The following is a 13,187-nucleotide window of genomic DNA, read 5'->3' on the forward strand; positions in this document are numbered from 1 at the left end:
GCGGCGCCACCGATGATCCGGCTATCGCGCCTGTCGCCGCGCCCACCAGCGCGCCAACGCGGCTCCATCACCGTCATGGCGGTTTTTGCCGTGCTGATCGGCATGGTGGTGCTGCTGTCGGCGCAGGTCGGCTATCTGTTCTACATGAAGCGCGAGCTGCAGAAGGCCGCCGACCTGGCCGCGCTGTCGGCCGTGCAGGTGCTGGCGCCCAGCGGCAGCCTGGCGGATTGCGCCGCGGGCGCGCCGGTGCACGCGGCCGCGCAGGCCAGCGCCGTCGCCAATGTGCCGGGGTTCGTCGATGCCATCACGGCGGCCGACATCAGCGTCGACTGCAAATTCTGGGACCCGGCCCGCGCCGACGCGTCGGGCACGCACTTGTTCGATCCCGACGCGGCCGGCGGCGGCCGCGCCAACGCAGTGCGGGTGCGCATCGACAAGACGCTGAGCGCGCTGATCCCCGGCGTGATCAGCGGCTGGGCTGGCGGCACGCGCGCCAGCGTCGTGGCGGTGGCCGCCACGACCGCCCCGACCGCCGCCTTCAGCGTTGAATCGCGCTTGCTGCGGCTCGCTTCGGACGGCCTGCTCGCCAAGCTGCTGGCGTCGCTGGGTGCGACGCCGGGCCAGCTCGCCGTGCTCGATTCGGCCGGCCTGGTCAATCTCGACATCACGCCTTCGGGCCTGCTGCAGCAATTGGGCCTGCCGCTGACCCTGTTGTCCGGCATCGGCACGCCGGAGCAGCTGGCCGCCCTGGAGGCGGTGTCGCTGGGCGACTTGCTCGACGCCACCCTGGCGCTGGTCAAGCGCACCCAAGGCACGGCGCAGGCGCAAATCGGCCTCCTGTCCGACATCGTCCAGGTGCTGCTGGACGTGGCGCCGCTGGATATTCCCATCAAGCTGTTCGGCGACGGCGGCGTGCTCGACGCTTCGCTGGCCACCGACGCGCAGTCTGCCCTGCTGGCCGATGTCAAGGTCATGGACCTGCTGCAGACCAGCCTGATGATTGCCAACGGCGACAACCTGATCAACCTGGGCCTGGATGTGCCCATCCTGGGAGTGCAGAGCCGGGTGCGCGTGGTGGAGCCGCCCTCGATCGCGGTGGGCGGGGTCGGCACGCGCGCCAGCACTGCGGGCGTGCGCGTCTACCTGCGCCTGCGGACCGACGACATTCCCGTGGTGGGGCCGCTGCTGAGCACCCTGGGCACCCGCGTGGACCTGCCGCTGATCATCGAGGCCGGGCAGGCCGACGCGACGCTGACCGCGCTGTGCGAGGCGCCGTTGGCGCCGCGGCAGGCCCGTTTCGAGGTGCGCTCGTCGGTGGCCAATGTCTGCTTGGGCGGCTTCCCGGCCATGGATCCGGCCAATGCCGAATCGTTCTTCTCGCGCGCCAATGCCTGCGTGGAAAGCGGATTCGTCGAGGTGGGGCGCCACCAGGTATTGAACGTGCTGGGCATCCTGCCGCTCACCAGCCGGGTGACCTTGCCGGTGTTCCGCGCCGGGGATCCGCTGCCGGTGACGCTGACCGAGCCGCCTTCGGGCGAAGCCAGCAAAACGGTGCAGGCCACCGACCTGGACCTGGCGGCGTTGACCGCGAATGTCGCCGATGCGGTGATCGGCGGCATCCTGGGCGACCTGCTCACCAACGGCGCTGTGCCGACCGCGGCGCAACGCAAGGAGCTGGCCGCGCAACTGGTGGGGCCGTCGCCGCACGGCCGCTCGATCACGGAAGTGGTCAATGAGCTGCAGTGGTCCGGCGCCGCCATGGACCGGCTGGGCCAGCGCATGCGCCAGGGCGGCCTGACCGGCGTGCTGGGCGGCACGCTGCAGGTGGTCGGCAATGTGCTGGGCTCGCTGCTGTCGCCGGTGCTGGACATCGCCTGCGGCGTGGGCGGCCTGTTCGGCAGCATCAAGGAGTGCCGCGTCAACACGGTGGCCGACCTGGCGCTGACCGGCGGCAACGCCATCAGCGGCCTGGCCAGCATCGTCGTCGCGCTGCTCGAACCGCTGCTGTCGCCGCTGTCGATGCTGCTGCAGCAATTGCTCAACCTGCTCGGCCTGAACCTGGGCGAGACCGACATATCCCTGTTGTCCGTGGATTGTGGCAAGCCGCGGCTGGTGTATTGACATGAACATGCAGAATTCCCGCTGGCCGGACGCGGAGGGCGCGAGCCATGCGTAGCAAGCCCATCCGCGACGATTTCGACCTTTATGTATGGGAAGGCGCGTCCGACATCGCCGCGCGCGCCGAGCGCTGCCTGGCGGGCATGGACGTCACCGTGGTGCGCGCCGACGCCGCCACGGCCTTCCCGCCGCCGCGCGACATGGCGCGCGCCGCGATCGCCCTGGTGTCGGTATCGGTCATGGGCGACAAGCGCTTCAGCGGCTACGACTGGCTGGCCGCGCAGGGCATGCCGGTGATCTGGGTGGCGGCCGAGCCGCGCGGCAACGATCCGCGCTTCTATCCGCCGGCGTATTCGTACATCCTGCCGCCGGCCTTCACCACGGCCGAGCTGCGCCGGCAACTGGTCGAGCTGCTGGGGGCGCTGGACGGCGCGGACCGTCGGGCGGCGCGCCACGAGCAGCCGTTCGTGGCCGTATCGGAGCCGATGCGCGCCTTGCTGGCCGAAGCCCGCATGTTCGCCGATTGCCGCAGCAATGTGCTGATCCATGGCCAGACCGGCGTGGGCAAGGAGCGCGTGGCGCGCCTGCTGCACGAGTGCGCCGCCTGGGCCGACGGGCCGTTCGTGGCGGTCAATTGCGGCGCCATTCCCGAGGGATTGTTCGAGGCGCATTTCTTTGGCCATGCCAAGGGCGCCTTCACCGGCGCGGTCGGCGCGCACAAGGGCTACTTCGAGCAGGCCGACGGCGGCACGCTGTTCCTCGACGAGATCGGTGACCTGCCGCTGTACCAGCAGGTCAAGCTGCTGCGCGTGCTGGAGCAGAACGCGGTGACCCGGCTGGGCTCCACGGTCGAGGTGCCGGTCGACTTCCGCCTGGTGGCGGCCACCAACAAAGACCTGCGCGCGCTGTGCGCGCAGGACGAATTCCGCTCCGACCTCTACTACCGGCTGGCGGTCATCGAGCTGTACATCCCCAGCCTGCAGGAACGCGGCTCCGAGGAAAAGATCGCCATCTTCCGCGCGCTGCTGGAGCGGCACGGCCTGGGCGCGGACGACCCGCCGCCCGGCTGGCTGCTGGAGCGGGTGGCCTGCACGGTGTATCCCGGCAACGTGCGCGAGCTGGCCAACGTGGTCGAGCGCGTGGCGATCGTGCGCCGCCAGCTCCAGGGATGGGACCGGCCGCGCATCGAGCAAGTATTCGACCGGTTGGGTGCTGGTGCGGTCCTCGCCGCCGCGCCGCCGGCCAGCGGCATGGCCGACACCTGGTCCGACGCCGAGCGCGCCGAACGCAACCGCATCCTGGCGGCGCTCGAGGCGCACGGCTGGCGGCGCCAGGACACGGCGCAGCACTTGGGCATCAGCCGCAAGGTGCTGTGGGAAAAGATGCGCAAGCTGCGGCTGGGCAGCAACCAGGGCGAGCCGGCCGAGGGGCTGGCGGAGCCGTTCTAGCGGCCAGTGCGCCACGGCATAGGAAGTTAGTAAATTAAATAAATTGGTATAGTTTCGAAACAATCACTTGGGGAAGGCATGAAAGTCCATCATCTTCATCGCGCCGCGCGCCTGGCGGTGCTGGGCACGGCGCTATCGGGCCTGGCGGCCTGCGCCAGCGCACAACAGCCGGAAGCCGCCCGTCCGCCCGTGCAACAGGTGGAGAGCCGGCAGGCCGGCGATACGCCGGTGACGCCGCCGGCGCCGGCGGCCAAGCCGAATTCCACCATCGCCGAATTGCAGGCCCTGATCCAGAACCGGCAGGTGTCGGAGCTGCGCACCACCTACAACGGCACCTACGGCGCGAGCCTGTTGTTCAAGCCCGACGACCTCACGTATTACGCCGCCTTGTTCCAGCAGAAAGACTTCTGGCGCGTGGTGCAGACCAAATCGGACAAACAGGCCGAGGCGACCTATCGCGCCTTCGCCGAACAGTCGGCCGAACTGGCGGAGGTCGACATCAGGCGCATCAAGCTGCAGGCCGAATACGCGCATTCCGAGCGCCTGCTGGCCGAACGCAGCAACGAACTGGCCACCCTGCAGGCCGACCAGTCGCTGCGGCGCCAGCAGGAACAACAAGTGGCCGCCCGCCAGGAACAGGCGCGCCAGCAGGCCGCGGCCCTGGCCCAGCAACAGCAGCAGATGCGCGCCGAACTGCAATCGATGCAGCGTCAGATCGACGCGCTGCAGGCGCAGCAGGCCGAACTCGAGCGCGGCGAGGCCGCGGCCCGCCGCAAGGGCGCCGGCAAATAGCGGCCGGCCGGGCCCTATTGCAGCCGGTCGTCGTCGAGGAAGTCGGGCAGCGCCATGACGTCGATGCCTTCTTCGCTGAGCGAGGCGCGTTCTTCGGGCGTGGCGGTGCCCCGGATGGGGCGGTCGTCGGCGTCGCCGGCATGGATGCGGCGGGCTTCTTCGGCGAAGCGCGGGCCGACGTTCTCGGTCTTGCGGATCATTTCGCGGATCTGGCGCAGCACGGCCGCCTGCATGCGGGCCATGGCGGCCGGGTCGCCGCCCGCGGCGGGCTTGCCGCCGTCGGCGGGCGCGGCCGGCGCATGCAGGTGGGCCACGTTCAGGTGCGGCGCCGACAGGCGCTTGGTCACCTTGGCCGACGCGCAGACCGGGCACGTGACCAGCCCGCGCGCCTGCTGCGCGTCGTAGTCTTCGTGCGAACCGAACCAACCCTCGAAAAGGTGGTCCTGGTCGCATTGCAGGTCGAATACTTTGAGTGCCATGATGGAAATATGGGGGCGCAAGCCTGGGAAAACAAGCTTTTTCCGGGCGGCGCCCGGGCAGGTGTGGCGCTTCAGCAATAACGGCGCCTTGCGGCGCCGTCAGGGTCGTGCTGCTCGCGGCGCGCCCGCCGCCGGCGTTCAGTTCACGCGGCTGCGGTATTCGTTGGTGCGCGTGTCGATCTCGATCTTGTCGCCGATTTCGCAGAACAGCGGCACGTTCAGCTCGAAACCGGTGTTGATCTTGGCCGGCTTGAGCACCTTGCCCGAAGTGTCCCCACGCACGGCGGGCTCGGTATAGGTGATCTCGCGCACCAGGATGGTGGGCAGTTCGACCGAGATGGCGCGGCCTTCGTAGAACACCACTTCGACCGGCATGGCTTCTTCGAGGTAGTTCAGGGCGTCGCCCATGCTCTCGGCTTCGATCTCGTACTGGTTGTACTCTTCATCCATGAAGACGTACATGGGATCGGCGAAGTACGAATAGGTGCATTCCTTGCGGTCCAGCACCACGACGTCGAACTTTTCGTCGGCCTTGTAGACCGATTCGCTGCCCGAGGCGGTGAGCAGGTTTTTGAATTTCAGCTTGACGACGGCCGCGTTGCGGCCCGACTTGTTGTATTCGGCCTTCTGGACGACGAGGGGATCCTTGCCGACCATGACCACGTTGCCGACTCGCAATTCCTGAGCGGTTTTCATCGATTAAAAAACTCCGGGTGATATAGCGCGCTCGCCGTGCTTGCGCGCAGGTGCCGGCATGGCGGGCCCGCGTGCCCCGGGAGGCTGTCAAAGTCGAGGCCTGGCTCGCCGCAACATGCGCGGGCAAAGGAACTCGGAAAACTCTCTATTCTAGCGTTTCTTGGATAATTCTGCGCAAAAATCGGCCAAGGTGTCCCCTAAATCGGGGTGGGCGGCCTGCGCCGCATCCCAGGCGCGGGCGGCATCCTGCCAGGCGACCCAGGCCGCGGCCTGGAGCGCCGCCGGCAGGGCCGCCGCGGTGGCGGCGTCCGCCCCGGCCGGCGCGTTCCAGGCGCGGATCAGGGCTTCGGCCTGCGGCGGCGCCGGGTAGCGCGCCAGCCAGGCGGCGAGCTTGTCCAGGTGCACGTCCTCGTCCTGCGGATAGATCTGCCAGACCAGCGGCCGGGCCGCCCAGGCGGCCCGCACGAAGGAATCCTCGCCGCGCACGAAGTTCAGGTCGGCGCACCACAGCAGCCGGTCGAACTCGGGTTGCGGCACGAACGGCACGCGCGCCATCCACAGGCGGTTGCCGGCCGGCACGGCCTGCTCCAGGCCGGCCGCCACCCCTTCGGGCGCCAACAGCAGGGTGGGGCGTTCGTCGCGGGCCAGCGCCGCGCACAGCGCCGGCGCCGGCGCGTGCGGGTAGCAGAACAACGTGACCAGCCGGGCGCCCGCCTGCCAATGCGCCAGCGCGGCCGGCGCCAGCCCCAGGCCGCGCAGGAAGTCCCGCTGGGCGCCGCGCGATGCCTGCAGCGCGTCGCGCTCGGCGCTCAGGCCGGGTTCGCGCAGCAGCCCGCCGGTGGCGGGCGTGAAGCCGGGGAAGAAGAAGTGCTTGACCAGGCCGTCGGGCCGCTGCGACGGCAAGCCGTGGCAGCTTTCCACCCAGGGTTCGGCGCTGAGGTATTCGAGGTTGATCCAGACCGGCTTCGCGGCGCGCATGGCCTGCACGAAATCGGCCGGCGGATCGCAGGCGAACGCTTCGATGACCACGTCGCCCGGCGCCAGGTCCGGCTGCGGCGCGGCCGTCCAGTGGACGATGTCGATATCGCTGTGCGCCTGTCGCGCGGCGTCGGCCCGGATGCCGGGCTGGATGCGGGCGAAGGCGCGCAGGTCGTCGACCCACAGGCGCACCCGCCAGCCCCGCCCGTGCGCCAGCCGCCGCGCCAGGCGCCAGCAGACGCCGATGTCGCCGTAGTTGTCGACCACGCGGCAGAAGATGTCGGCCCGCATGGCTCGGCCTGCCTCAGTGGAACTTGGCCGGGGCCGTGTCGGCGTCCTCGGGCAGTTCGGCGTGCACCAATTCGCCCAGCGGGTTGGGGAAGTGCGGCGCGCCGCAATCCTCGCAGTATTCGGGCGGCAGCACGCCGGGGATGCGGCGCACGTCATGCACGCCGTACTCCTTGAGCAGCGCGGCGATCTCGTCGACGGTGTCGGGCATGTCTTCGTCGGCGGGCTGGTCTTCTTCGCGGCCATACAGCGGCCAGACGCAGCCGTAGTAGACGTCGTTGCTGTTGCGGGCGGTGAAGCCGATGCGGTATTCGTCGATGCGCACGTCGCCGCAGCCCGCCACCACGGCGCGCAGCTCGGACGGCGCGAGGTTGACCGCGCCTTCCAGCCAGTTGACGGCGGCGCGCAGCGACAGCGGCCGCACGCGGCGATCGGCCTCGCGGTTGCTGACATAGTAGGCGTCGGGCAGCAGGCACTCGATGCCGCAGCCGGGCAGCAGGCCGGCCAGCGTCGGCTGGGCCTGCTCGACCCATTGCGCCAGGCAGGTCTCGCGGCTGTGGCCGGCCTCGCCGGGTTGCTCCTGCCAGCGGAACAGCGGCGCGCCCTGCGGCACGGCCACGGCGGCCACGACATAGCGGGTATCGGCCAGCATGTTGGCCGTCTCGGCTTCGTCGTTCAGTGTCGGCTTGACGGTTTCGGCGCCCAGCGCCTGGCTGCCCAGCCGCTGCAGCCATTGCCAGGTTTCCGAGAATGTGCGCGGCATCTGGTCGATGCTGACCAGCCATGGCATCAGCGCCACCCGCGCGCCCTCGGCCAGGATGTGGCCGTGCAGCTGGGCCAGCAGCGCCTGTTGCGCCGCCGCCGGGATGGCGCCGGTCGGGATGGTGTAGCGCGTCCAGGCCACCACCGGCGCGACCACCAGCAGCACGTCGTAGCGCTGGCCGTTCTTGTCGATCTGCATCGATTCGGACAAGGTCTCGGCCTGTTCGATCAATACTTCGTAGGCGCCTGGGTCGCGCTGGGCCAGGTGGTCCAGCGCGGCTTCCAGCGGGCCGTCCTGGCCGCCGCGCAGCAGTTTCGGAATGGCCTCGCCGAGCAAGGATTCCCAGTACAGGTCTTCGACCCGGCTGCCGGAGCGGTTCAGCGACTGGGCAAGCGCCACCAGGCGCGACGCGTCGCGGTTCAGGCGGGGAGAGGAGGGGCTGCGGGCTCGGGCCATGTGTTGTTGCGGGTGTCCAAAAGAGTAGGGGCGGAACCCGCTAGTTTAACGCCGGCCGGCCCGGGCCCGCCCCGTCGGGGGGCGGGCCGGCGGCCGCGTCAGGCGGCCAGCAGTTGACGCAGCACAAACGGCAGGATGCCGCCATGCTGGTAGTACTCGACTTCGATCGGCGTGTCGATGCGCAGCAGCACCGTCACGTCCCGGCGCGAGCCGTCTTCGCGGTGGATGGTCAGCGTTACGTCCTGCATGGGCTTGATGCCGTTCTCCAGGCCGGAGATGTCATAGGTTTCGCGGCCGGTGATGCCCAGCGACTCGACGCTGTCGCCGCCCTTGAACTGCAGGGGCAGCACGCCCATGCCCACCAGGTTGCTGCGGTGGATGCGTTCGAAGCTGCGCGCCACGACCGCCTTCACGCCCAGCAGCTGGGTGCCCTTGGCCGCCCAGTCGCGCGACGAGCCGGTGCCGTATTCCTCGCCGCCGAACACCACGGTGGGCGTGCCCTGCGCCACGTACTTCATGGCCGCGTCGTAGATGGACATCTGCTCGCCGCCGGGCTGGAACAGGGTTTCGCCGCCCTCGAAGCGGCTGCCGTCCGGCAGCGCCGGGATCATCAGGTTCTTGATGCGCACATTGGCGAAGGTGCCGCGCATCATGATTTCATGGTTGCCGCGGCGCGACCCGTAGCTGTTGAAGTCGGCCTTCATGACGCCGTGTTCCTTCAGCCACTTGCCGGCCGGCGAGGTTTCCTTGATGGAGCCGGCCGGCGAGATGTGGTCGGTGGTGACCGAGTCGCCGAAAATGCCCAGCGCCCGCGCGCCGCGGATGACCGGCATCGCGCCCGGCGTCATGCCGAAGCCTTCGAAGAAGGGCGGTTCGGCGATGTAGGTGGATTCAGGCCAGTTGTAGGTGTCGCCCGTGACGCCCTTGATGTTCTCCCAGAGCTTGCCGGGGTTCGACTTGACCTGGCCGTAGTTGGCCTGGAAGGCCTCGGGATCGAGCGCATGCTTGATCAGCGCCTGCACTTCCTCGGTGGTGGGCCAGATATCGCCCAGCCACACGTCGCCGTTCTTGCCGCGGCCCACCGGCTCGGTCATCAGGTCGCGCGTGATGGTGCCGGCCAGCGCGTAGGCCACCACCAGCGGCGGCGAGGCCAGGAAGTTGGCCTTGATGTTCGGGTGGATGCGGGCCTCGAAGTTGCGGTTGCCCGACAGGACCGCCGCGCAGACCAGGTCGTTGCCCAGGATGGCTTCGTTGAGGTCGGGTGCCAGGTCGCCCGCGTTGCCGATGCAGGTGGTGCAGCCGTACGCGGCGACGTCGAAGCCGAGCTTTTCCAGGTAGGGCAGCAGGCCGGTCTTGGTCAGGTATTCGGTGACCACGCGCGATCCGGGGGCGAGCGAGGTCTTGATGTGCTTCGGCACCGTCAGCCCGGCTTCCACCGCCTTCTTGGCCAGCAGGCCGGCCGCCAGCAGCACGCTGGGGTTCGACGTGTTGGTGCACGAGGTGATGGCGGCGATCAGGATGTCGCCGTTCTTGATCTTGGTGCCGGCGCTGGTGGTGAAGGTCTGGCCCAGCTTCTCGGCCGGCTGGTTGAAGCCGTTCTCGGCCACCGGCTTGGAGAACAGGTCGATGAAGGTGCGCTTGACGTTGCCGATCTCGATGCGGTCCTGGGGGCGCTTGGGGCCGGCCAGCGACGGCGCCACGGTGGACAGGTCGAGCGTCAGCAGCTTGGTGTAGTTGATGTCCTTGGCCTTGGGCACGCCGAACATCTTCTGGGCCTTGAAATAGGCTTCGAACGCGGCGATTTCTTCCGGCGTGCGGCCGGTGCCCTTGAAGTATTCGATGGTGCGGTCGTCGACCGGGAAGAAGCCCATGGTGGCGCCGTACTCGGGCGCCATGTTGCCGATGGTGGCGCGCTCGGCCACCGACAGGCTGGCGGTGCCTTCGCCGCAGAATTCGACGAACTTGCCCACCACCTTTTCACGGCGCAGCATCTCGGTGATGGTCAGCACCAGGTCGGTGGCGGTGACGCCGCCGCGCAGCTGGCCCTTGAGCTCGACGCCCACCACGTCCGGGGTCAGGAAATACACCGGCTGGCCCAGCATGCCGGCCTCGGCCTCGATGCCGCCCACGCCCCAGCCCACCACGCCGATGCCGTTGATCATGGTGGTGTGGCTGTCGGTGCCCACCAGCGAATCGGGGTAGTAGACGTTGTTCTTCTGGTGCACGCCGCGCGCCAGGTATTCCAGGTTGACCTGGTGCACGATGCCGAAGCCCGGGGGCACCACGCCGAAGGTGTCGAAGGCCTGCATGCCCCACTTCATGAACTGGTAGCGCTCCTGGTTGCGCTTGAATTCCAGCTTCATGTTCAGGTCCAGGGCGTTCTTGGTGCCGAAGTAGTCGATCATGACCGAGTGGTCGACCACCAGGTCGACCGGCACCAGGGGCTCGATGCGCTTGGGGTCCTTGCCCATCTTGTCGGCCACCGAACGCATGGCGGCGATATCCGCTAGCAGCGGCACGCCGGTGAAGTCCTGCAGCACCACGCGCGCCACCACGAAGGGAATCTCGTCTTCGCGCTTGGCGTTGGCCTGCCAGCTGGCCAGTTGCTTGATGTGTTCTTCGGTGACCTTCTGGCCGTCGCAGTTGCGCAACACCGACTCGAGCACGATGCGGATCGAGACCGGCAGACGCTGCACGTCCACCCCCAGGGCTTTGCCCAGGGCCGGCAGGGAATAGAACTGACAGGACTTGCTGCCGATCTTGAAGTTCTGGAGGGTATTGAACGTGTTGTGCGGCATGATGGGGACTCCGTGGGTTTGGGACCGCGTAAAGCTGCCATTTTCTGGCGTTTTGGCGCGCTTGTCATTGTATGTGAGACACCGCTGCCTGGGTCCTTATGTCTTATATCTTATATAAGACTTGCGCCGCGGGTCAAAGTTCCCCTGGCCCGGGTGGGGGCATGCCCGCGTCGGGCAGCCGCGCACGCAAGAAATCGATGAAAACCCGCAGTTTCAGCGCCATGTGCGCGCGGTGCGGGTAATACAGATAGAAGCCGGGAAAGGTCGCGGTCCAGTCCTGCAGCACCGGCACCAGCGCCCCGTTCGCCAGGTGCGCAAGAATGGGATCTTCCAGGACATGGATCAAGCCCAGCCCGTCCAGCCCGGCCTGCACCATCAGCGCGAAATCGTTGGTGACCAGCCGGTGCGGCACGTCCACTTCGAGCAACTGGCCGTCGGGCCGCTGGTATTCCCAGCGGTACAGCGTGCCGCGGCTCTCGAAGCGGGTGCCGATGCAGTCGTGGCCGGCCAGGTCGGCCGGGCTGGCCGGCGGTGGGCCGCCATGGCGGCGGAAATAGGCGGGCGAGCCCGCGGTGACCATGCGCTGGTTGCGGCTGATGCGTACCGCCACCATGTCGCGCGCCAGGTTCTCGCCCAGCCGGATGCCCGCGTCGAAACCGCCCGCCACCAGGTCGGACAGGCCGTCGTCGAGCACCAGTTCCAGCGTGATGCCGGGATAGCGCGCCTGGAATTCGGCCAGGTGCGGGGTAATGAGCAGGCCGCAGGCTACCCGCGAGCTATTGATGCGCAGCGTGCCGGCCGGGTGGCCGCGCGCCGCGTCCAGGTCTTCGAGCGCCTCGCCGATGGCGCCCAGCGCCGGGCGCACGCGTTCCAGCAGGCGCTGGCCGGCCTCGGTCAGCCCGACCCGGCGGGTGGTGCGGTTGAGCAGGCGCACCCCGAGACGCGCTTCCAGCCCCCGCAGCGTCTGCGACAGGGCCGAGGCCGATACCCCCAGTTCGGCCGCCGCGCGCGTAAAGCTGCCGTAGTGCGCCACGCGCGCGAAGGCGTGCACGGCGGGCAGCAGGTGGGCAGGGAATTCCATGGCGTGCCAATTATGAAGTACAGCTTCACAAGGCATCAATCCTGATGCTATTTTTCTTAGCGGTCCGGGGCCCTAGAGTACGGCCATGGCGGTCGCATTCCGCGTCGTCGCCAACTCGATCTCGGGGAAACATGACCATGAATCACTATGTCACGCTGGGCCGTTCCGGATTGCGGGTCAGCCCGTTCTCGCTGGGCACCATGACCTTCGGCAACGAATGGGGCTGGGGCGCCGAGCAGCCAGTGGCGCGCCAGCTGTTCGATCAGTACCGCGCCGCGGGCGGCAACTTCATCGACACGGCCGACATGTACACCAACGGCACCAGCGAAAGCTGGCTGGGCCAGTTCGTGCAGGAGAGCGGCGGCCGCGACCAGCTCGTGATCGCCACCAAGTATTCATACAACGCCCAGCCGGGCAACCCGAATGCCGGCGGCAACCAGCGCAAGAATTTCCAGCGCGCGCTGGAAGGATCGCTCAAGCGGCTGCGCACCGACTACATCGATCTGTATTACCTGCACACCTGGGACCGCCTGACGCCGGCCGACGAGGTCATGCGCGCCATGGACGATGCCGTGCGGGCCGGCAAGATCCGCTACGTCGGCCTGTCGGACGTGCCTGCCTGGTACGCGTCGCGCGCGCAGACGCTGGCGCAGTGGCGGGGCTTCGAGCCGGTGGCCGCGCTGCAGCTCGAATACTCGCTGGTCGAACGCAACGCCGAACGGGAATTCGCCGACCTGGCGGTCGAGCAGGGCATGGGCATCGTGCCGTGGAGCCCGCTGGCGATGGGCCTGTTGTCCGGCAAGTACCGGCCGAGCGGGGACGGCAGGTTCGGCGAGGGGCGGCTGCAAACCGTGGCGGGCGACCCGGCGCCGGGCTTCGATCGCTTTACGGAGCGCAATTTTGCCATCGTGGCTGAATTGGAACGCGTGGCGGACGAGCTCGGCAAACCGATGGCGCAGGTCGCGCTGAACTGGCTGGCGGGCAGGAAGGGCGTGTCCAGCATCATCCTGGGCGCCACCAAGCCGGTGCAATTGCAGGAGTCGCTGGCCTCGCTCGAATTCGCGCTGCCCGATGAGGCCGTGCGGCGGCTCGACGCCGCCAGCGCGCCGGCCGCGCCGTTTCCCTATTACATGTTCGCCGACGTGCAGCAGCGGCGCATCCACGGCGGCGTGCAGGTGGCTTCGCGTCCGGCGGGATATGCGCCGGCCACCGTTATCAGCGCGTCGGCCGAGGCCTAGCCGCGCTGTTCGCCGGCTTCCTGCCACGGGCCGGGAGCGGCGCGCGGGGCGG

Annotated in this window: 10 protein-coding genes; 4 read left to right on the plus strand and 6 right to left on the minus strand. The window is 68.6% G+C overall.

All coding sequences use genetic code 11. The annotated features are described in order from the left end of the window. Positions 1-12: 12 nt before the first annotated feature. The 3 genes from CAL24_RS07575 (at position 13) to CAL24_RS07585 (ending at position 4,358) form a co-directional block, all read left to right on the plus strand. Entirely contained in the window at positions 13-2,121 is a 2,109-nt protein-coding gene (locus tag CAL24_RS07575; protein ID WP_094806268.1) for a pilus assembly protein TadG-related protein, read from the plus strand. A 47-nt stretch (positions 2,122-2,168) separates the two neighbouring features. Then, positions 2,169-3,566: a sigma 54-interacting transcriptional regulator gene (locus tag CAL24_RS07580; protein WP_094806270.1), complete on the plus strand. Its 1,398-nt coding sequence runs from the start codon at positions 2,169-2,171 to the stop codon at positions 3,564-3,566. A 78-nt stretch (positions 3,567-3,644) separates the two neighbouring features. Then, on the plus strand, positions 3,645-4,358 hold the full coding sequence (locus CAL24_RS07585; RefSeq protein ID WP_028353575.1) for a DUF2968 domain-containing protein: 714 nt from the start codon (positions 3,645-3,647) through the stop codon (positions 4,356-4,358). Positions 4,359-4,372: 14 nt separating this feature from the next. Here the strand turns inward: CAL24_RS07585 and CAL24_RS07590 are convergent, their stop codons facing one another. From CAL24_RS07590 to CAL24_RS07615, 6 genes are all read right to left on the minus strand, one after another. Next, complete coding sequence (locus CAL24_RS07590) at positions 4,373-4,837, minus strand: DUF1178 family protein (RefSeq protein WP_028353574.1); 465 nt, start codon at positions 4,835-4,837, stop codon at positions 4,373-4,375. A gap of 138 nt (positions 4,838-4,975) precedes the next feature. Beyond that, complete coding sequence (gene efp, locus CAL24_RS07595) at positions 4,976-5,533, minus strand: elongation factor P (protein ID WP_028353573.1); 558 nt, start codon at positions 5,531-5,533, stop codon at positions 4,976-4,978. 150 nt (positions 5,534-5,683) lie between these two features. After that, complete coding sequence (gene earP / locus CAL24_RS07600; RefSeq protein WP_094806271.1) at positions 5,684-6,802, minus strand: elongation factor P maturation arginine rhamnosyltransferase EarP; 1,119 nt, start codon at positions 6,800-6,802, stop codon at positions 5,684-5,686. Between the two features lie 13 nt (positions 6,803-6,815). Then, complete coding sequence (locus tag CAL24_RS07605) at positions 6,816-8,018, minus strand: DUF2863 family protein (protein ID WP_028353571.1); 1,203 nt, start codon at positions 8,016-8,018, stop codon at positions 6,816-6,818. 98 nt (positions 8,019-8,116) lie between these two features. Then, complete coding sequence (gene acnA, locus CAL24_RS07610; RefSeq protein ID WP_028353570.1) at positions 8,117-10,816, minus strand: aconitate hydratase AcnA; 2,700 nt, start codon at positions 10,814-10,816, stop codon at positions 8,117-8,119. Positions 10,817-10,949: 133 nt separating this feature from the next. Further along, entirely contained in the window at positions 10,950-11,897 is a 948-nt protein-coding gene (locus tag CAL24_RS07615) for a LysR family transcriptional regulator (protein ID WP_094806273.1), read from the minus strand. A 137-nt stretch (positions 11,898-12,034) separates the two neighbouring features. Between CAL24_RS07615 and CAL24_RS07620 the strand changes: the two genes are divergently transcribed. Continuing rightward, positions 12,035-13,135, plus strand: coding sequence for an aldo/keto reductase (locus CAL24_RS07620; RefSeq protein WP_249278486.1), 1,101 nt, complete (start codon positions 12,035-12,037; stop codon positions 13,133-13,135). The last annotated feature ends 52 nt before the right edge of the window (positions 13,136-13,187 follow it).

It is taken from the genome of Bordetella genomosp. 2, from assembly GCF_002261345.1.
GTDB lineage: Bacteria > Pseudomonadota > Gammaproteobacteria > Burkholderiales > Burkholderiaceae_B > Bordetella_A.